Source organism: Halomonas sp. MMSF_3323, assembly GCF_030733595.1.
GTDB classification, from domain to species: Bacteria; Pseudomonadota; Gammaproteobacteria; order Pseudomonadales; family Halomonadaceae; genus Halomonas; species Halomonas litopenaei.
This window is the reverse complement of sequence record NZ_JASHIT010000009.1, coordinates 19,790-39,233: the sequence shown is the minus strand read 5'-3', so window position 1 is coordinate 39,233 and position 19,444 is coordinate 19,790. Positions and strand designations below refer to the sequence as shown.

At 65.8% G+C, this 19,444-nt stretch carries 14 protein-coding genes; 6 read left to right on the top strand and 8 right to left on the bottom strand.

Annotated elements, in window-relative coordinates:
• Window positions 1-27: 27 nt before the first annotated feature.
• Both RBB39_RS06115 and nfi read right to left on the bottom strand, forming a co-directional pair.
• Window positions 28-588: a DUF1415 domain-containing protein gene (locus RBB39_RS06115; RefSeq protein ID WP_045991906.1), complete on the bottom strand. Its 561-nt coding sequence runs from the start codon at window positions 586-588 to the stop codon at window positions 28-30.
• A gap of 33 nt (window positions 589-621) precedes the next feature.
• Entirely contained in the window at window positions 622-1,302 is a 681-nt protein-coding gene (gene nfi / locus RBB39_RS06110) for a deoxyribonuclease V (protein WP_045991905.1), read from the bottom strand.
• 124 nt (window positions 1,303-1,426) lie between these two features.
• Here nfi and RBB39_RS06105 point away from each other — a divergent pair, with 124 nt between their 5' ends.
• The 4 genes from RBB39_RS06105 (at window position 1,427) to RBB39_RS06090 (ending at window position 8,246) form a co-directional block, all read left to right on the top strand.
• Window positions 1,427-2,752: an exonuclease SbcCD subunit D C-terminal domain-containing protein gene (locus tag RBB39_RS06105; RefSeq protein WP_045991904.1), complete on the top strand. Its 1,326-nt coding sequence runs from the start codon at window positions 1,427-1,429 to the stop codon at window positions 2,750-2,752.
• Window positions 2,749-6,063: an AAA family ATPase gene (locus tag RBB39_RS06100; RefSeq protein WP_306168927.1), complete on the top strand. Its 3,315-nt coding sequence runs from the start codon at window positions 2,749-2,751 to the stop codon at window positions 6,061-6,063. Before RBB39_RS06105 ends, RBB39_RS06100 begins: the two co-directional genes overlap by 4 nt.
• A gap of 201 nt (window positions 6,064-6,264) precedes the next feature.
• Complete coding sequence (argE, locus tag RBB39_RS06095) at window positions 6,265-7,431, top strand: acetylornithine deacetylase (protein WP_045991902.1); 1,167 nt, start codon at window positions 6,265-6,267, stop codon at window positions 7,429-7,431.
• Between the two features lie 47 nt (window positions 7,432-7,478).
• Window positions 7,479-8,246, top strand: a complete 768-nt coding sequence (locus RBB39_RS06090; RefSeq protein WP_045991901.1) for a glutamine amidotransferase — start codon at window positions 7,479-7,481, stop codon at window positions 8,244-8,246.
• On the opposite strand, the gene RBB39_RS06085 is transcribed toward RBB39_RS06090, so the two are convergent.
• The 4 genes from RBB39_RS06085 to RBB39_RS06070 form a co-directional block, all read right to left on the bottom strand.
• Entirely contained in the window at window positions 8,243-10,741 is a 2,499-nt protein-coding gene (locus RBB39_RS06085) for a fimbria/pilus outer membrane usher protein (protein ID WP_306168926.1), read from the bottom strand. The genes RBB39_RS06090 and RBB39_RS06085 overlap by 4 nt on opposite strands.
• A gap of 62 nt (window positions 10,742-10,803) precedes the next feature.
• Window positions 10,804-11,529: a molecular chaperone gene (locus RBB39_RS06080; RefSeq protein WP_045991900.1), complete on the bottom strand. Its 726-nt coding sequence runs from the start codon at window positions 11,527-11,529 to the stop codon at window positions 10,804-10,806.
• A gap of 88 nt (window positions 11,530-11,617) precedes the next feature.
• Window positions 11,618-12,154 (bottom strand): fimbrial protein, encoded by a 537-nt coding sequence (locus RBB39_RS06075; protein ID WP_052704279.1) that lies wholly within the window; start codon window positions 12,152-12,154, stop codon window positions 11,618-11,620.
• Between the two features lie 363 nt (window positions 12,155-12,517).
• Complete coding sequence (locus tag RBB39_RS06070) at window positions 12,518-14,254, bottom strand: DEAD/DEAH box helicase (protein ID WP_045991899.1); 1,737 nt, start codon at window positions 14,252-14,254, stop codon at window positions 12,518-12,520.
• A gap of 433 nt (window positions 14,255-14,687) precedes the next feature.
• On the opposite strand from RBB39_RS06070, the gene RBB39_RS06065 reads away from it, so the two are divergent.
• Window positions 14,688-15,140 (top strand): YaiI/YqxD family protein, encoded by a 453-nt coding sequence (locus RBB39_RS06065; RefSeq protein ID WP_045991898.1) that lies wholly within the window; start codon window positions 14,688-14,690, stop codon window positions 15,138-15,140.
• An 82-nt stretch (window positions 15,141-15,222) separates the two neighbouring features.
• Here RBB39_RS06065 and RBB39_RS06060 read toward each other — a convergent pair whose 3' ends face one another.
• The gene (locus RBB39_RS06060; RefSeq protein ID WP_045991897.1) at window positions 15,223-16,224 is read right to left on the bottom strand and encodes a glutathione S-transferase family protein; all 1,002 of its coding nucleotides are present in this window, start codon (window positions 16,222-16,224) and stop codon (window positions 15,223-15,225) included.
• Between the two features lie 124 nt (window positions 16,225-16,348).
• Entirely contained in the window at window positions 16,349-17,239 is an 891-nt protein-coding gene (locus RBB39_RS06055) for a LysR family transcriptional regulator (protein ID WP_045991896.1), read from the bottom strand.
• Window positions 17,240-17,664: 425 nt separating this feature from the next.
• Here RBB39_RS06055 and RBB39_RS06050 point away from each other — a divergent pair, with 425 nt between their 5' ends.
• A complete protein-coding gene (locus tag RBB39_RS06050) occupies window positions 17,665-19,434 on the top strand; it encodes a peptidoglycan DD-metalloendopeptidase family protein (protein WP_045991895.1) in 1,770 nt (589 codons plus the stop codon).
• Window positions 19,435-19,444 lie beyond the last annotated feature (10 nt).

The window sequence follows — 19,444 nt, the reverse complement described above, 5'->3', positions numbered from 1 at the left end:
GACGAGACACGGGAGTTCGCCTTCGACTCAGCGAAAGCGTGCTTTCAACTCGGCCAGTTGCTCGGCCAGACTGTCGCTGCCGATCTCCCTCAACCTTTCGATATTACGCTCGGGGATAGCCTCGGGGTAGGGATAGTGGGCCAGCGCCCTTTCCAGACCCTCTTCACGCAGCAGATGCCAGACCGGCCAGGGAGAACGATTGGTGAAGTTGGCCGGATCATCATCCTCCACGCCGTCGAAGACATAGTCAGGGTGGAAGCTCGCCAGCTGGAAGACGCCCTCGTAGCCACGGTCGGCGAGCAATGCCTCGGCCATGGCCAGGGCGTCGAGATAGTCGTCGAAGTCGGCAAGCCCTCGGGTGAACACCAGCAGACTGGTCTCCACCTCGGGTGTCGTCTCGAGGTGGTGGCAGGCCTCCATCAGCGCCACCAGGGCGTCCTCGAGCCTGCGCCCGTCGACCTCGATATAGCGAATCGATCCGCGTGTGACCTCACGCCCGGCGAAGGGGCAGACGTTGAGGCCAACCACGAATTCCTCGACCCAGGCTGCGGTGGCCGCAACGCCGGGTGATACCTCTGTGTCGGACATGGCGAGTTCTCGGATGCTTGAGTGAAGGCCGGCTCAGCGCCGTGACGCCAGCCTGTCGGCCAGCCTTGTGGGTTCGGGCAACTTGTAGCGGCCGAGGCAGGCCACCGCCCAGGCCCTGGCCGAATCCACCGACAGCCGGTGGCCCGGCGACACGAACACCGGCTTGACGCCGGCGCGCGAGCGTAGCACGACCCCGATGCGCTCGTCGCCGTCCATCAGGTCGGTACTTTCCGCACGCCCCTCGGGGACCTCGCCATGGCGCCCGGTCAGGCGTTTCTTGGCCACGCCCAGGGTGGGCAGATCCAGCCACAGTCCAAGGTGCGCCGCCACCCCGAGGCGCCGGGGATGGGCGATGCCGTGGCCATCCACCATGACCAGATCCACGCGGCTGTCGAGTCGTTCGAAGGCCGCCAGGGCCGCCGGTATCTCACGAAAGGACAGGAGCCCCGGCACGTAGGGCATGCGCGTCGGCTGACGCGCCACCACCTGCTCGATCGGCGCAAGCCCCGGCCAGGACAGCACCACCACCGCGGCGCGGGTGGTGTCGCCTCCATCTTCGAAGCCGATATCCACTCCGGCAATGTGTTCCACTTCACCGAGGGCGTCCTCGCGTATCAGGCGTCCTGCCAGGGTACGCTGCAAGGCGATGGCCTCCTTCGGTGCCAGGTCCCAGTCGTGCAGCGCAGTCTCTCGTGTCCTGGGGTGCTGGGTCATGTCACCTCCCTGTTGATGACCTGCGGTGGCTGAAGACACCACCCGCTCGCGGTAGACTACGCGCCAGTCACGGGGATCAACAAGCTGCCGGCCGCAGGGCCTGGCGCTCCATCAGGGAGGACGGATGAGGATCATCCACACCGCAGACTGGCATCTGGGCCAGAGCTTTCACGGCCAGGAACGTCACGAGGAACATCGCGCCTTCCTCGACTGGCTGGTCGACATCCTCGCCGAACGCCAGGTGGACGCGCTGCTGGTCGCCGGCGACGTCTTCGATGTGGTCAATCCGTCGCTGCGCGCCCAGGAGCTGCTCTATGACTTTATCGTCAGGGTCCACCAGAGCTGTCCCGACCTGACCATTGCGCTGATCGCCGGCAATCACGACAGCGGCAGCCGCATCGAGCTGCCCGCCCCGCTGATGCAGCACCTGCGCACCCATGCCCTTGGCCGGGTGCGCTTCGTCGATGACGGCGCGCTGGACAGCGATCGCCTGCTGGTGCCCTTGAGCGATGCCAAGGGTGAGGTCCGCGCCTGGTGCCTGGCGCTGCCCTTCCTGCGTCCGGCGGAGATCACCGGTCGTGGCCGGCAGAGCAGACAAGCGGCGGGTGCAGCAGGAGAAGAGACGAACGCCGGCGACGACTATGTGGCCAGCGTCGAGCGGGTCCATCGCGAACTGATCGCGGCGGCCCGGGAAAAGCGCGAGCCTGGCCAGGCGCTGATCGCCATGAGCCACGCCCACCTGCGTGGCGCCGCCGTCTCCGAGGCCAGCGAACGCCCTATCGTCATCGGCGGCGAGGAATCGCTGTCGGCCTCGCTGTTTCCCGAGGACATCGACTACGTCGCCCTGGGGCACCTGCACCGCGCCCAGCGGGTTGGCGACGAACGCATACGCTACAGCGGCAGCCCGCTGCCGCTGGACTTCAGCGAGGTCGACTACCCCCACCAGGTGCTGATGGCGGACTTCGCCGATGGCGCCCTTGCCCATGTCGAGCCCATCAGCGTGCCGCGGGCGGTGGCCATGCGTCGCCTCGGACCTGCTCCGCTGGAAGAGATCCTGGGCGCGATCGAGACGTTGCCGGCCCGCGACGGGGCCGGCCCGGTCGAGCGCTGGGACTGGCTCGAGATCAACGTGCGTCTGGACGCCCCGATGCCGGAGTTGCGCTCGCGCATCGAGCAGGCGCTGGGCGACCGGGCGGTACGCCTGCTGCGACTGAAGCGCGAGCTGCCGGTCACTGAGTCACAGGCACCCGGACGTGGCGAGCGCCTTGAGGACATTGGACCCCGTGAGCTGTTTTCGCGCACCTGGAAAGAGCGCTGGGGCGAGGCGCCGGACGACAGCGTGATCGCCGACTTCGACTGGTTGTGCCAGCGCGTTCAGGACGCGGATGCCGACGACCAGAGCGCGGATGCGCAAGTCCAGCACACCACCGAAGGGGGCACGCAGCCATGAAGATTCTCGCCCTGCGCCTGTCCCAACTGGCCTCCCTGCCCGGTCCGGTCGAGCTGGACTTTACCGCGGCGCCACTGGCCGATGCCGGCCTGTTCGCCATCACCGGCCCCACCGGCGCCGGCAAGAGCACCCTGCTCGACGCCCTGTGTCTTGCGCTGTTCGGCAATACGCCGAGGCTTCGCAACGCCCCGGGGCGCGACTCCCATCTGGAGGACCTGGACGGCTCGCGGATCGCCACCGCCGACCCCCGCAGCCTGCTGAGGCGCGGCGCCGCCAGCGGCTACGCTGAGGTCGACTTCATCGGCCGCGACGCTCGCCGTTACCGCGCGCGATGGGCCGTGCGGCGCGCCCGGGACAAGGCCGACGGCAAGCTGCAGGCGGTGGAGCAATCGTTGACCGACCTGGACGACGAACGCCTGTTGACCGCCCAGAAGCGCGAATTCGCCGAGCTGATCCCCGAGCGCCTGGGGCTATCGTTCGAGCAGTTCACCCGCGCCGTGCTGCTGGCCCAGAGCGAGTTCGCGGCATTTCTCAAGGCCGACGACAACGCCCGCTCGGACCTGCTCGAGAAGCTCACCAACACCCAGGAATACTCGCGCATCTCGGTCGAAAGCTACGCCCGGGCCAAGGAGGCCCGCGACGCGGTGGCCCGCCAGCAGGCGCTGCTCGCCGAGGCCGCGCCCAGCGACGACAGCGCACGCCAGGCCATGGAGCAGGAACTCGCCGAGGCCGGAGGCGAGCTGGACACCTGCCAGCGACAGATGAAGGCGCTGGACGAAGAGGCCCAGTGGCTCGCCCAGGACGCCCAGTGGCGCCAGCGCTGCGAACAAGCCGACGCCAGCCTGGTCGAGGCAGAGGCCCGATGGGAGGCACTGAGCGAGCAGCGCCGTGAGTGCGAGATGCTCGAGCGCGTCGCACCCTGGCGCCCCCAGTTGCTGCGCCAGCGTAGCCTTTCTCGACAGTTGCCGGACCAGCGCCAGCAGCTCGATGAAGCCAAGTCAGCCCTGGCCCAGGCACGCACCGCCCTGGAACAACAGCACCAGCAAACCAGCCGTCGCCGCCAGACCCTGGAGGACAGCGAGCAGGCGCTCGAGCAGGCCCGGCCCGCCATCGCCCAGGCCCGTGAAATTGCCAGCGAACTCAAGGGCCGCGAGCAACAGCATCGACAGCTGGAGGACGAACACCAGAAGCGCAAGCGCCAGCGCGAGGATCTCGACGGGCAGCAGCGAGCGCTGGCAGAGCGCCATCGCCGCCATCTGGAGCAGCGCGACGCCGCCACCCGCACCCTGTCACGCCATCTTGGCCAGCATCAGCAGGTTGCAACGGCCAGGGCCGAGGCCCAGCAACACCTCGAGGACGCCGGCCATCGTCTGCTGGCGCTGTCCGAACTGGAGCAGCGCTGGCGTCTGCTGCGCCAGCTCGATGAGCAACAGCGCCGGCTCGACGCCGAGCGCCGCCGCGACAGCGCACAGCGCGACGAACTGCTGGACCAAGGCAAGCAGGCGCGGGCGCGCCTGGACCACGCCACGGCGGAGCACGAGCAGCTCACGCGCTTTATACAGCGCGCCCGCGCCACCCGAAGCGACAGCGTCGCCGACATGCGCGCCACCCTGGAACCGGACTCCGCCTGTCCGGTGTGCGGCAGTCACGAGCACCCCTGGCGCGACTCGCCCCCCGCCACCCCGGAGGCCACCCAGCTCGCCGCCCAGATCGCACTGGAGGATGATCAGCTCGCCGAGTCCGAAAGCCGACTCGGCGAGCTGCGCGAGCAGCGTGACGCCCTGTTCGGGCGCTTTCAGGCGCTGAAGGCCAGCGTCGAACAGGCCGAGACCAGCCTGCTCGCGCTTGAACCTCGAAGAAACGAGGCCCAGGCCGGTCTCGAAGAAGCCCAGGCCAGGCTCGACGACCCGGCGCTCGCCGAGCAGTGGCGCGCCCTCGACGCCGACGCCCGCCAAGCCTGGCTTACCGAGCACAGCGAAAAGGCCCGCCAGCGCCAGCAACAGGCTCGCGAGCGCCTCCAGGCACTGGACGACGCCGAACGCCAGCTTGCCCCGCTGGCAGAGGCCATCGAGGAAGACGAGCGAGAGCGTCAGGCGCTTGCCTTGCGCGCCACCACCTTCGACGAGGAACTCAAGCGGCTCGACGATCAGCGTCCCGAACTGACCCGCAGCATCGACGAGCACAGACGACGTCTGGCCGAGGCGCTCGGCGATGACCGCTCGGCAGATGCCTGGCTCGAGCGCCTCGAAGCCCAGGTCCGCCAGGCACGTCAGGACCACGAGCAGGCCCGCCAGGCCCATGACCAGGCCCAGCGTCAGGTGCTGAGCCTGACCCAGAGGATCGAGCACGAGGGCAAGGCGCTGGCGGTGCTGGAGGACGAAAAGACCCGCCTGGACGCCGAACTGGAACGCTGGCGCAACGAGCACCCGGACATCACCGATGGCGACCTGGAGCGGCTGCTCGACCAGGCCGATGATGCGCTCAAGGCCCTGCGCGCCCGACTGGACGGCGCCCGCGAGGCCTGCCAGACCGCCCGCACCAGTCGCGACGAGCGTCGCCAGGGCTGGCGCGCCTGGCGGACCCGCCATCTGCCGGAGCAGGACCCGCAGACACTGCTCGACGAGGCCACCCAACGCCAGCTGGATGCACGCCAGGCCGACCTCGACGCCAGACGTGAGGCCAACCGGCCGCGGCTGGAGGCCGCCCAGCAACGCCGCGATGGCGCCCTGCACGCCGTGCGCGACGATGATCGACGCCGGCAGCGCCAACGTGACGGCCTCGAGGCCCTGGAAAGGGCCAGGGCCGAGCATCATCGCTGGGGCCGCATCGCCGAGCTGATCGGCGCCACCGACGGCAAGACCTTCCGGCGCATCGCCCAGGCCTGGAACCTGGAGCGCCTGATCGACGAGGCCAATGTCCACCTGGCGGGCCTCAGCCGGCGCTACCGTCTGGTGAGAGGGGGCAGCCCGCTGGGGCTCCTGGTGATCGATCAGGACGTCGCCGACGAGCGTCGCTCGGTGCACTCGCTATCCGGCGGCGAGACCTTTCTGGTGTCACTGGCCATGGCGCTCGGGCTCGCTTCGCTGGCCTCGGGGGAGCTGGCCATCGAGTCGCTGTTCATCGACGAAGGCTTCGGCAGCCTCGACCCCCAGTCGCTGGCGCTGGCCATGGACGCCCTCGACGGCCTCCAGGCCCAGGGCCGACGGGTCGGGGTCATCTCCCACGTCCAGGAGATGCATGAGCGCATTCCGGTGCAGATCCAGGTGCATCCCGCCGGCAATGGCGAGAGTCGGGTCGCGCTGTCCGACTGAACCCGGTCCGCCCCGCACGTCGCTGTTGGGCGACCCAGTCTTGGGCGAACCAGTCTTGGGCGGTTCCTGTCTTGGGCGGACCAGTCTTGGGCGATCCGGGAGAGCGGCGTGCTCGGGCGGTAACCCGGGGCGATACGCTGGGGCGCGTCGCCTGGCCATGGTACATTGACGCTCCTTGTGACCTCAGTCGACGGAGCCTTCATGACCGCACACGACCTGCTCAAGACCCTGGTGGGCTTTGCCACCGTGTCTCGGGATTCCAACCTGGAATTGATCGCCTTCGTCGAAGAGTGGCTCGACCGCTACGGCGTCGATCACTGGCGGGTCGAGAGCGACGACGGTTCCAGGGCCAATCTGCTGGCGCGCATCGGCCCGGCGGTCGAGGGCGGTGTGGTGCTCTCGGGCCATACCGACGTGGTGCCGGTGGTGGGCCAGCCATGGACCAGCGATCCCTTCACCCTGACCGCCGGCGAGGGCGACAATGCCGGGCGCCTGTACGGTCGCGGCACCTGTGACATGAAAGGCTTCATCGCCTGCGCCCTGGCCGAAGTACCGCGCTGGAGCGAACTGGAGCTTGAGGTGCCGATCTGGCTGGCGCTGTCCTACGACGAGGAAATCGGCTGCGTCGGCGCCCCGCGCATGATCGAGACGCTGATGGCCGAACACCCCCGCCCTGCCGCCGTGGTGGTCGGCGAGCCGACCCTGATGGAGCCGGTGGTGGCCCACAAGGGGGCCAGCAACTTCCGTACCACGGTGATCGGACGCGAAGCCCACTCGAGCCAGGTGTATCAAGGGGTCTCGGCGATCCACGTCGCCGCCCGCCTGGTCACCCGCATCGAGGACGTGATGGCGGAGCTCAAGGAAGAGGGTCGGGTCGACGAGGCCTTCAGCGTGATCCACTCGAGCCTGCACGTGGGCAAGATCGAGGGTGGCACCGCCATCAACATCATGGCCAGGCGCTGCAGCTTCGAATGGGAAATTCGCCACCTGCCCACCGATGACGCCAAGGAGCTGCTGGCCCGGGTCGAGGCCACCGCCCGCGAACTCGAAGCCCGCATGCGCCAGCGCGCCCCCGAGGCCTCGATCACCACCGAGGCGCTCAACACCACCGTGCCGGCCCTGGCCGATCGTGACAACAGCGAGGCGCTGGGCCTGTGCCGCGAACTGCTCGGAGACAGCCCCGACGGTGCCGCCGTGGCCTACGCCACCGAGGCCGGTCAGTTCCAGCTCGCCGGCCTGCCCACGGTAATCTGCGGCCCCGGCAGCATCAGCCAGGCCCACCAGCCCGACGAATACATCGAGCGCGAACAGCTCGACGCCGGCAGCCGCTTCATGGTCGCCCTCGGTGATCGCCTCACGCGCGGCTGAATCTACACCTGCAAGCGCCCCTGGATTCCCCTTTTCGAGCCAAGACCGTGACCCACACTGCTTCAAGCCCGGCGAGGCCTGTTGAGCCGCCTCGCCTTGCCATCTTCAAGACCGGCGACAGCTTCGCCGATGTCGTCGCCGAGCACGGCGACTTCGAGGACCTGTTCAGCGCACGTCTCGACGGCTTTCGTCGTCGTGGCGGCGTCATCGAGGTGATCGACGTTCGCCGCCAGCCGCTGCCGGCAATCTCTGATCAGGACGGGGTGATGGTGACCGGGTCCCACGCCATGGTGTCCGACCGGGAAGCCTGGAGCGAAGCGCTGAAACCCTGGCTGAGGGAGGCACTCGACCACGGCCTGCCACTGTTTGGCGTGTGCTATGGCCACCAGCTGATGGCCGAAGCCTTCGGCGGCAGCGCCGGCTACCACCCCCGGGGGCGAGAATGCGGCTCGCGTACCCTCACGCTGACCGAGGCCGGTCGCGGGGACCCGCTGTTCGGTGCGCTGCCCGATGCTTTCGCCGCCCAGCTGACCCACGCCCAGAGCGCCCTGTCACGCCCCGAGACCGCCACGGTCCTGGCGGCCAACGACCATGACCCCAACCAGGCCCTGCGCTATGGCCCTGCCCAGTACAGCGTGCAGTTCCACCCGGAATTCACCGTCCAGGTGACCGCAGCCTACCTGGCACACCAGCGCGATATTCTTGTCGCTCAGGACGAGGACGTCGAGGCACTCGAGCGGTCTGTGGTCGAGACCCCCGAGGCCAGCAGCCTGCTGGACGCCTTCGCCCTGACCCTGTTCGATCGGCGAAGCTAGCCAGACGAGACATCTCCAGGCAAGCAGGTCGCCTGGCGCTGGGCGATACGCGGCGCGGCACCCTGGTGCGGCGTTGCCTCGCGTTGCGGCTCCAGTGTCAGGCGGCAGCGCTCCCGCGGGCTCGGCCCCCAGCGAAGCTGATAGCCGCGGTGTGCATCGATTCCCCTGACCACTGCCATGCGCCCCTGACCCAGCACCGCCAGCACGTCTCCATCGGCGTCGATCAACTGCGCGCCGAAAGGCGCCGGCGTGGTCACCCGCACCAGGGTCGGCGCCCCCACCAGGGTGTCGTAGGTCAGCCTGACGATAGCGCCTCGGCGAGGCGCTACTCGCCTGGCATTGCCCTTGATCTCGACGCCATCGGTCATGCCGGAGGGATCCAGCGCCACCCGGTTGTAGCGGTAAGGTGTCAGTCCGCTGATCGCCCCCTTGCCTCGCCCGTCCAGCAACACCTGGTCATGTTGAGAAATCGCCGCGCCCTTGGCGCCCGGCGCCTCGATGACCGCCATGGTCTCGCCTTGATCCCGTGTCAGCACCAGGCCACCCGCATAGGCAATGGCGGTGCCATCGGCGCTGGCGCTGTAGCTGCGGTAGTCATCTCCGGCGCTGAGGTTGAGGCCAAGACGTACCCTGGAGGTGTCCATCCCCAGGTTGCCGCCATAGCTTGAATCGTGCGACCGGTCATCACGGCTGTGATTGACGTAGACACCATAGTTCAGCGCGCCGCTGTCGCCGCTGAGGTTCAACTGGCCCGAGCGATGATCGCCCCGATGGGCCAGATTGGAGGTCAGTTGCAGGTGGCCTCCCAGCGGAAGGCTGAGATTGAGGTAGAACTCGTTGGTGTAGTCGCCTTCGGTCTCGCTACGGCCTGCGGTGGCGCTCAGGGTGCCCCAGGAGAAGCCACGACTGACACCGACCTGATAGGTGGTCGCGTCCTCGCGATCCCAGTAGTCGGCGCTGATGCCAGAGGCAAAAAGCCTGGTGCCGCCGGCCAGGGTCTGGGTCAGATTGACCTCGAGACGTTGGCGTTCACGGTCCCGTGGTGAGGATGTCGTTGCATCATCGCGCAGCAGCGCAACGTCCGAAAGGCTCAGATAGTGCTGACTGGAAAAACGGTAGTTGACCACCGACAGCTCGGTGTCGGTGGGATCAAAACGGGTGTTGTAGCTCACACGAAAGCTCTCGCCACGCGGGCTCTCCGGCTCACCGCTCAGCGCCTCCAGGTGATTCGCCCGGGTCATGGTGGCATCCAGCGCGAAGGCGCCCAACAGGGTCGACACGGCGCCACCGGCAAGCCCCGCCATATAGTCCTCGGCCAGGATGGCGCCGGAGTATAGCGTCAGCCGATTGCTGACCCCGCGTCGGTATTCGGCCTGAACGAACCGGGGCAGGTCGACGAGGCCGTCATCCCGATACTCCCCCAGGGTCAGGTGGAAGCGATGGGCGCCGGGTCGCAGCAACTGTGCCACCGAGGTATAGGGCAGCACGAAGGCGCGCTCGCTGCCGTCGGCTTCGGTAATGGTGACCTCAAGGTCGTCAGCCACATTGGTGGCGTAAAGGTCGTCGATGGCAAAGGGGCCGGGCGTCACGCTGGTCTCGTAGATGACGTCCTCCCCCTGACGGACCGTCACCCTGGCGTTGGTGCGAGCGGTGCCTCGCACTACCGGGGCGTAGCCCCGCCGGGAAGGAGGCAGCATGGCATCGTCGCTGGCGAGCTGGACGCCGGTGAAGGGTATCGACTCGAATCCCATCCCGGAGGTCTGATACTCGCCGATGACCAGGTCGGCCTGCCAGGGCGTCACGTCGTGGCGCAGGTAGGTGTTGGTGACATGATAGTGGGCGGTCTCGCCACTGGCGTCATCGAGACTGGCATTGTGACGAAGCTGCCAACCGCCGAGGTTCACCCCGGCGTTGATCCCGAGTCGATAGTCCTCACGGGACTCCTGCCCGTCGCGCTCGCCACGGAAGGCATTGCTGTTGTAGCGAACAAAGGCGCCATTGATGCCGTCCTGCCACGCCTCGGCCGGCACCTTTCCCCTGACGCGATGCCGCAGATAGGCCTGGGGCACGCTCAGTTCAAGTCGCATGTTCGCCGAGTCGGTCGAGCTATCGACGTAGGGATAGCGAGCGGCCAGATCGACGCACTCGCGGCCTGAGTCGCCTCCCCCTGCCGCGGGCTTCAGCGGCAGGCGCTTTATCGCATCAAGCGACAGACACAGACGCGTCCCTTCCGGGTCCTCACCGATCGTCACCGTCTCGCGACCGAACGCCTGGCCATTGACCAGAACGTCGAGTTCATAGCGACCAGGGGGGACCGTCATACCCTGCTCGAAGCGGGTCAGGTCCATGCCCTGGAGTGATCCTTTCAGCAGCTTGGCGTTGAAGGCGTACTCGACCCGGCGCTCGGACGCACCGCCGGTCACCCTGCTACCGTCGTCGGCCCGGGCGGACAGACCGGCGTCGGTGACGAGGGACAGCCCCAGCGCAATGAGCACAGACAGGCCTCCGTGCCGCCGCAAGCCTCGAACCTTGCCGGCTGCTGTGCCAGACAGACGTTTCACAGCTCGAATCGGCGCCGCTGCGTCACCCCGTAGTCATTGATCCAATCGAAGAAACCCTGGGAGGTTGCCAGCGGTTCGATGCCGAAACGGCGGGAGCTCTGGGCCGGGATCAGGCTGCCACGAGCCGTGACCTGGTGCTCTTCGTTGCCTAGCCCGACCCGACGAAGCGACACACTGTAGGGGCTCTCATTACGGGCCACCAGCGTCCAGCGGCCTGGCCCCCGCTCAAGCTCCCAGTGAAGCTGCTCGGCGGCCTGCTCGGGGGAAGCGGCAAGCCCGACGGGTCGATAGAACAGCTTGATGCGGGTGCGGTATGCCAGCTGCAGCACGTTTCGGTCCGGCGCCGCCTGGGTGGCGGGCACCTCCAGCACGTTCAACCAGTAGACAGACTCGCGATCGACAGGCGCCACCTCGCCCAGATAGGCGATCCGAATCGCCTGTCCTCCATGGGCATTGATGCGTGTCACCGGCGGTGTCGTCAGAAACGGCACCTCGACACTCTCCGGCGTGGAGTCCGGGTCGCCACGATCGATCCACACCTGCACCAGCGACGGCGTATCGCCCGCATTGGTCAGCGCGACGCTCACATCCCTGGCATCGGCGGGGTAGATCACCCGGGTGCCCGAAACCACCACACTGGCATCGACACGACTGACAAGGCTGCAAAGCGCCACCAGCGCCAACAGCGCCACTCCCCTTCCCCACGACTCCCGTACACGCATGATCCCTATGCCTTTCTGTAGCCTTTATGAAGCCTTGCCAGACGCCCTACCTCCGCGCACTTCTGCCAGTGCGGGCGGACTGCGAGATCTATTGGTAGTTCAGGGTATACACCGCTGAGGTGCTGACGGTCCCCGCGACGGCGTCCGCGCCACTGGCGTAATAGCGCGCGGTGTAGCGAAGTTGAGTCGCCGTGGTGTCGTCGGCCAGATCCATCGCGGTGGCATCATTGGCGATCAGATTGATCACCTTGTTGGTATGGTCGAGCAGTTGTATCTCGACGTTCTTGGCGCCGCCGGTACCTGCGGTATTCACCAGATAGCCGGTGGCGGCATCGACATTGGTAGGCTCGAAGTACGGCTTCACATTGTCCACGGCAGCGGAGCAGTTCATGTCGATGGTGAAGGAGGTGTCACCCGCCGTCTCACCGCTCTTCAAATCGCTGACACTGACCGTGGGAAGCACCACAGTGCCATCCCCGGTTCCCGCATTGTTGACCTTTACCGTACAGGTCGTGGCAAGCACCTTCCCGGATATCGTGATGGTGCCGGTGGCGGCGTATCCATTGCCTGCCAGGGTAAAAAGCATGACGCCAAGCAGCCATCCCTTGCCTGTTTTCCGTTCCATGTCCCGTCGCTCTCCATTGCAATCATGCCTTCAGCCCGGCCGGGACAAGAGAGACCCTGTCACCGCACCTGGATGTTACACTTTGCAACATTATGTCGTGCTTCGACCATCAGGAGCGGCAGCATCGGGTCAGAGGTTGACGTAGGTCAGGCGGGGAGAAAGTCGACATGCAAGGGAATGGGATGAACATCGGGCCCGATCCCCGGGAGCCAACGCCCAGGAAGCCAGCGAAACATGCACACGCAAACGGGCCGGTGGATATCCACCGGCCCGTTCACGAAACTTGCCTTGTCGTGATCCGATGCGTCATCGGATCAACAGGGGCCTTGTACCAGCTGTCGGCTCAGGCCCCTGGCACCTCGATCAGGCGCGCGACTGGCGACGCACAGGCGCCTCGTCATCGCGACGACGACGGGGAGCACGCTCGCCGCTGCGCTCGCCACCACGCTCAGCGCGATCACCGCCACGGTCTTCGCTGATTTCCAGCGGACGACCGGCCACACGGGCACGTGCCATCTTGGCCAGGATGCTGGCCGGCAGACCATTGGGCAGCTCCACGGTGGAGAAGCCGTTACGGATGTCGATGCGGCCGATACGGGCGCCTTCGATACCACCTTCGTTGGCCAGGGCTCCGACCAGTTGGCCAGGCTTGACGCCATCCTTGTGGCCGACGGAGACGCGGTAGCGGGTCATGCCTTCGCTGGGTCCACGGCTCTCGCGGCGACGCTGCGGCTTGCCGTCACGCGGGGCGCGGTCATTGCGCTCCTTGCGCGGCGCCTGCAGGCGACCGATGGGTGCCTCGTCGGCGCGCGCCATGGCGGAGAAGGCACAGGCCAGCTCGATGGGATCGTAGCCTTCCTCGACCAGACGCTCGACCAGAGCACGCTGCTCTTCGGCACCCTTGGTGACGGAGGCGATCACGCGCTGATGGAAGACGTTGTCGCGGTGGGCACGAATGGCGGCCTCGTCGGGCAGCTCCATGACCGCCATCTTCTGGCCGGTGGCCTGCTCGAGCCAACCTACCTTGCGGCCTTCACGGAAGCCGGCGAAGGTGATCGCCACACCGTTGCGGCCGGCACGGCCGGTACGGCCGATGCGGTGGGTGTAAGCCTCGGCATCCTGGGGCAGGTCATAGTTGATGACGTGGGTGATGCGCGGCACGTCGAGACCACGAGCGGCCACGTCGGTGGCGATCAGCACATCGACCTTGGCGCGCTTGAGGCGAGTGATGGTGCGCTCGCGCAGGCTCTGGTCCAGATCACCGGACAGGCTGGCGACGTTGACGCCACGCGCAGACAGCTGCTCCATCAGAGTGGTACAGGCGGCACGGGTGCGCACGAACACGATGGCGGCGTCCACCGGCTCGACTTCAAGGATGCGCGACAGCGCTTCCAGCTTGGCGCCACCATCGACGCGCACCAGGCGCTGTTCGATGCTCTCGGCGGTGGTGGTACGCGCCTCGATGGCGACCTTGACCGGATCCACCAGGTAGCGATTGACGATGCGCTCGATCTCGGTGGGCAGGGTCGCCGAGAAGAACACACGCTGGGCGTTCTCGGGGGTATCGGCGACAACACGCTTGACGTCGTCGATGAAGCCCATGCGCAGCATCTCGTCGGCTTCGTCCAGCACCAGAGCGTTGAGGCCGGAAAGCTTGAGGCTGCCACGATCCAGGTGATCGATGACGCGGCCGGGGGTACCGACCACTACCTGGGCGCCACGACGCAGCGCGCTGAGCTGCTCACGGTATTCCTGGCCGCCGCACAGGGTGGCGACTTCCAGACCCTTGAGGTTCTGGCCGTACTTGCTGAAGGAGACGGCTACCTGCTGAGCCAGCTCGCGGGTCGGTGCCAGTACCAGCACCTGGGGCTCACGCCGATCGAGTTCAATACGAGACAAGATGGGGAGCGCGAAGGCAGCGGTCTTGCCGGTGCCGGTCTGGGCCTGGCCCAGCATGTCGCGGCCTTCCAGCAGGGCTGGAATGGTCTGCGCCTGAATGGGCGAGGGAGTCTCGTAGCCCAGGGTCTCGATGGCGGAGAGAACGGCAGGCAGCAGGGCCAGATCACCAAAAGACGGTGAAGCGACAGTCGTCGAGGTCATGAATCACACCTTGGTAGGCCGGGGTTACCGGCAAAATAACGTGGTTGGCGTCCCTGACGCGCCCGTATTCGGGGCGAACAGAAATACGTCGCTCTACTCGTGGTAGAGCAAGGTCAACAAGTCTGTTGTCAACATTCGGAGTCGGGGACGCCGGTCGCACCTGGCATCGGCTCACGCAACTGCGTGGAGCCATCGTGGCGACCGTTTGCACCGCGGGCGTCGGGATCGACGTCGGGTGCTCCATCTTCACAATTCGAACGCGTCTTGCGCGTTGCAGCATCTGTTTGAACTCTCGAGGCCGCTTGGGCGTCGGAGGTCGCTGCGTCATGATGGTGGGGTCAACACATGCGAGGAGGGAGCATGCTACCATCGACTCATGGCTCTGACCAGCCCTTTTATGATCGAGCCCCCTTTTTCTGCCCCGGAGACACCAATGCCCCAACTATGGGTCGACGCCGACGCCTGCCCCAGAGTCGCTCGCGACATCATCGTCCGCGCCGCCGAACGCACCACCACCCAGACCTGGTTCGTCGCCAACCACCAGATCCCGTTGCCCAGTTCGAAGTGGGTCAAGGCCATGGCGGTGAGCCATGGCTTCGACGCCGCCGACAACGAGATCGTCAGCCGCATCGCACCCGGTGACCTGCTGGTCACCGCCGATCTACCGCTGGCACTGGAGGCGCTGGACAAGGGGGCCATGGTAATGACCAACAGAGGCGAGACCCTGGATCGCAACAACATCAAGGCACGCGTACAGATGCGCGACTTCATGGAGACGCTGCGTGCCAGCGGCGAGCACACCGGCGGCCCCAAGGGCTACTCGGACAGTGATCGACGGGAGTTTGCCAACGCCCTCGATCGCTGGCTGGCCAGGCACGCACGCTGATCGAGCCGCCCGGACCGGCTCACGAGCCGGTCCCCTCCCCCACCCACGGCTCACCAGCGGATCCTCTCCGCCAGCGTCTGACTCAGCCCTGGTAGACGCCTTCTGAGGCCAGACGCTCTCTGTCGTGGTCCCGATCCAGTCTCAGCACAGGCCCCAACGGCACGATGGCGTTGGGATTGATGGTGTCGTGGCTCATATAGTAGTGGCGCTGGATATGATCCAGGTCCACGGTCTCGGCGACACCCGGCCACTGGTAGAGCTCGCGCAGGTAGTGCGACAGATTGGGATAGTCCTCGATGCGATAGAGGTTGCACTTGAAGTGGCCATGGTAGACGGCATCGAAACGCACCAGGGTGGTGAACAGACGAATATCGGCCTCGGTCAGCCAGGCTCCGGCCAGATAGCGATGATTGGCAAGCCTCGCCTCGAGCCTGTCGAGACAGGCGAACAGCGCCGAGACGTGACGTTCGTAAACCGCCTGATCGGAGGCAAAGCCCGCCTTGTAGACACCATTGTTGATGTTGTCGTAGACGTCGGCGTTGATCTCGTCGATGGTCTGGCGCAGGAACTCGGGATAGAAGTCGAGACGATTGCCGGTCAGCTCGTCGAAGGCCGAGTTGAACATTCTGACCAGTTCGGCCGACTCGTTGTTGACGATGCGCTTGCGCTGCTTGTCCCACAGCGCCGGGACGGTCACCCGACCGGTGTAGTGAGGGTCGGTCAGGGTGTAGAGCTCATGATGAAAGCTCACGCCGTTGATCGAGTCACCACTGGAGCCTTCGGCCTCGTTGTAGCTCCAGCCCTTGTCGCCCATCAGCGGACTGGTGTGGGAGACGTCGATCAGCGCGTCAAGCCCCTTGAGTCGGCGCATGATCAAGGTGCGATGGGCCCAGGGACAGGCCAGACACACGTACAGGTGAAAACGTCCCGCCTCGGCCTTGATGCCTGGCTGGCCATCGGGGCCCGGCGCGCCATCGGCGCTGACCCAGTCTCGCAACTGGGCGGACTCTCGCACGAACTCGCCGCCGGTACTCTCGGTGTCGTACCACTGGTCGTGCCAGACCCCATCGATTAACAGTCCCATACGGTCTCTCCCGTGAAGCGCCTTGGAGAGCCCAGCATACGGTGGAAAGAATCGACTACAAGCGCACATTTTGCCGCCAACCTTTCGATTCTTTCGAACCCATTGCCTCCGATGTGCCCAGACCTCAGCAACTGCAGTCCCGGACAGCCTGGCGCAGATGCTCCGCCATGGCCCTGGTGGCGGGTCCCGCCCGGTCGGCGTCGCGATGATACAGCTGGATGGGCACCTCACGCGTACCGCCGGCCTGCAGCGGCAATGGCTTGAGCCGGCCACTGGCCAGTTGGTCGCGAATGCGGGTCTTGGGCAACCAGGCAAACCCCAGCCCGTGCTCGAGCATCTCTACCGAGGTGGCGATATGGCTGACGGTCCAGCGCTGCTCGGCCTTGAGCCAGCCCGAATCGCGCGACGCCCTTTGCGACGAGTCCCTCACCACGACCTGGCGATGGTGCTCCAGATCCCTGAGGTCCAGCGGCCTGCTCATGGCATGCAGAGGGTGGTCCGGGTGAGCGACCGCGATAAAAGGCACGCTGACCAGGGGTTCGCCCAGGTAGCCCGATGTGGTCACCCCTGACACCACCAGGTCGGCTCGGCCATCCTCGAGCATTTCCACACCACCATTGAGTACCGACTCGTGCAATTGCAGCCTGACTTGCGGAAGAGCGCTGGAGAAAGCTTCCATCGCCTTGGCCAGTACGTTCGAGGGAAAGATCTGGTCGATGCTCAGCACCACCTCGGCCTCCAGGCCTTCCCGCAGTCGAGCGGCGATATCCACGAGCGCGTCGGAGCTCTCCAGCAGCTGGCGGGCACGGCGCAGCAGCAAGGCCCCTTCCTCGGTAAGCCGAACCTGGCGCCCCACCGGCTCCAGCACCTTGACCCCCAACTGCTCCTCCAGCTTGTGCACTGCATGGTTGAGGGTCGAAGGGCTCTTGTGAACGGCTTCGGCGGCCCTGGCAAAGCCACCGTGATCGACCACGGCGGCGAGCATCTGCCACTGTGCGAGCGTGACACGCGACATGCTTGAATCCTTTTGACGATATCCATTGAGCATGCCAGCCGACGGCGCCAATGGCACGACTTGCCATCGATGAAAGTCACGATACGCCCCTAGCGCGCGGGGCCTTCTACGGTGCCAGGCCAGTCATTGGACTTATATCAACAAAATGAGACTTATCGTCCTTCAGGGGGAGTAGAAAGCACTACGACTTACCGGGGGGTTGCATTTGTTCAACGCTAAGGGTCCAATGAAGAACAGTTAATAAACAGCGTTCGAACAAGGTTTTGTCACAGCTTCATCCATTCCTGGCGCCCCCGGTCACATAAACCACCGGGCGATGCGCCATCCGCTGTATGGCCATACAGTCTAGGCATACCATACTTCATGGGGTATGGTGCAATAGCCTATATATTTACCTTCATCAATTTTTCTATGGCCCTTTTACCATGATGCGAATCCTCCATTCGCTGCCCCGCACGCACAAGCTGCTGCTGTTACCCGTTGCCACCATGGTCACCGTGCTGGGCGCCCACAAGATTGTCACCACCTACGAAGACGTCCAGCGAGGCAATGAATCGCTGGAGTCAGTTCTGGTTCCGCTAGGAGAGTCTGCCTCGCCGGAACTGCCATCGCTGAACTTCGAGCGAACCCAGGTCGCCGAAGCCATCGACCTGGCGCTGGATGCCACCAGCCAGCACATCCCGATTTCCCAGCTCAAGGCCAGCGAAATCGTCGACATCGACTTCGTCGACGAGGCCCACGCCGACGTCAAGTTCGAGAACGCCATGCGTTCATCGTCGGGACTACCTCCTCTTACCTTACAATCCTCTCGCACGCTTCCTGGCGCCGCTGATTCATCCACCGCGGCGCCAGTTGCGTTGGACGGCAATCCGCAGCCGCCCGCCTTCAAGCTCGACGAAGGCTCCCTGCATATCGCCGTGGTGCTTGGCACCGTGGCCAGTGGGCTGCTGGAGCAGCAGTCACTGGACGTCGCCAGCGACGCCACTTCCTATGAGGATGTCAGCGAAGACGAGCTCGAACTGTTCGATGAAGGCCCGATCGTGCTCGAGGAAGAGATTGCGGCCAACGAGCCGTTCGTCCCGACCTGGCAGACCTATCGCGTCCAGCAGGGCGACACCTTTGCCGAAATGGCCGAAAAGACCCTGGGGCTGGGCTACAGCGAGGTCATGGCGCTGCTCGAGGACCTGCCCGACCAGAACGTGCTGACCCGCTGGCGCGTCGGTAACACCTTCGAGTATCAGCTTGGCGAGGACGGTCGACTGCTGGCGCTGCGCATCATGAAGAACGTGCGCGACGGCTACCTGATCGAACGCCAGGATTCAGGCTTTGACGTGGCGACCATCGAGCGTGCCGGCGAAGCCTCACAACGCCTTTACGCCGGCACCGTGAGCGGCAGCTTCGCTCGCTCCGCCGAGGCCGCAGGCCTGAGCCGTGCCGAAGTCTCGGAGATGGCGCGGGTGCTCGAGAAGAAGCTCGACTTTCGCCGCGACACCCGTCGCGGAGACAGCTTCCGGGTACTGGTCGAGTCCGACATCATCGACGGCCAGCGCCTGGACCCCCGCGTGCTGGCGGTGTCCTACGACGGCGAGCGCATGGACCTGACGCTGGTGCGCAATCCCGAGGACAACAACTTCTACACCCCCGAAGGCCAGAGCCTCGACCCGGCCTTCAACCGCTACCCGTTCTCCGGCAGCTACCGCATCAGCTCCAACTTCAACCTCAACCGCCGCCATCCGATCACCGGCCGCGTCAGCCCGCACAAGGGCACAGACTTCGCCATGCCGATCGGCACCGGCATCGAGACCCCGGCCAATGGTCGCGTGGAAAAGGTCGGCAACCACCCGGCGGCGGGTCGCTATATCGTGATTCGTCACGACAATGGCTACAAGACACGCTACCTGCACCTGTCGCGCCCGCTGGTCAGCACCGGACAGCGCGTGACCATGGGCGAACGGATCGCCCTGTCGGGTAACACCGGTCGCAGCACCGGACCTCACCTGCACTACGAGGTCATGGTCAACAACAATCAGGTCAATGCGATGCGCGTGGCCCTTCCGGAAAACCAGAGCCTGTCCGGTCAGGCGCTGGCCTCCTTCCAGCAGGAAACCGGCCCCACCCTGGCCGCGCTTCAGACCGCCAAGCCCGGCTCCGAAGTGGCGCTGGCCAACGACCTGGCCGCCGACAGCGACATCTGATGCTCCGCTG

Coding starts and splice junctions, on each gene's coding strand:
- RBB39_RS06065 (WP_045991898.1), top strand. CDS start 14,688: ATGCCCCAACTATGGGTCGACGCCGACGCCTGCCCCAGAGTCGCTCGC.
- RBB39_RS06070 (WP_045991899.1), bottom strand. CDS start 14,254: ATGACCTCGACGACTGTCGCTTCACCGTCTTTTGGTGATCTGGCCCTG.
- RBB39_RS06115 (WP_045991906.1), bottom strand. CDS start 588: ATGTCCGACACAGAGGTATCACCCGGCGTTGCGGCCACCGCAGCCTGG.
- RBB39_RS06060 (WP_045991897.1), bottom strand. CDS start 16,224: ATGGGACTGTTAATCGATGGGGTCTGGCACGACCAGTGGTACGACACC.
- nfi (WP_045991905.1), bottom strand. CDS start 1,302: ATGACCCAGCACCCCAGGACACGAGAGACTGCGCTGCACGACTGGGAC.
- RBB39_RS06100 (WP_306168927.1), top strand. CDS start 2,749: ATGAAGATTCTCGCCCTGCGCCTGTCCCAACTGGCCTCCCTGCCCGGT.
- RBB39_RS06080 (WP_045991900.1), bottom strand. CDS start 11,529: ATGCGTGTACGGGAGTCGTGGGGAAGGGGAGTGGCGCTGTTGGCGCTG.
- RBB39_RS06050 (WP_045991895.1), top strand. CDS start 17,665: ATGATGCGAATCCTCCATTCGCTGCCCCGCACGCACAAGCTGCTGCTG.
- RBB39_RS06075 (WP_052704279.1), bottom strand. CDS start 12,154: ATGGAACGGAAAACAGGCAAGGGATGGCTGCTTGGCGTCATGCTTTTT.
- RBB39_RS06105 (WP_045991904.1), top strand. CDS start 1,427: ATGAGGATCATCCACACCGCAGACTGGCATCTGGGCCAGAGCTTTCAC.
- RBB39_RS06055 (WP_045991896.1), bottom strand. CDS start 17,239: ATGTCGCGTGTCACGCTCGCACAGTGGCAGATGCTCGCCGCCGTGGTC.
- argE (WP_045991902.1), top strand. CDS start 6,265: ATGACCGCACACGACCTGCTCAAGACCCTGGTGGGCTTTGCCACCGTG.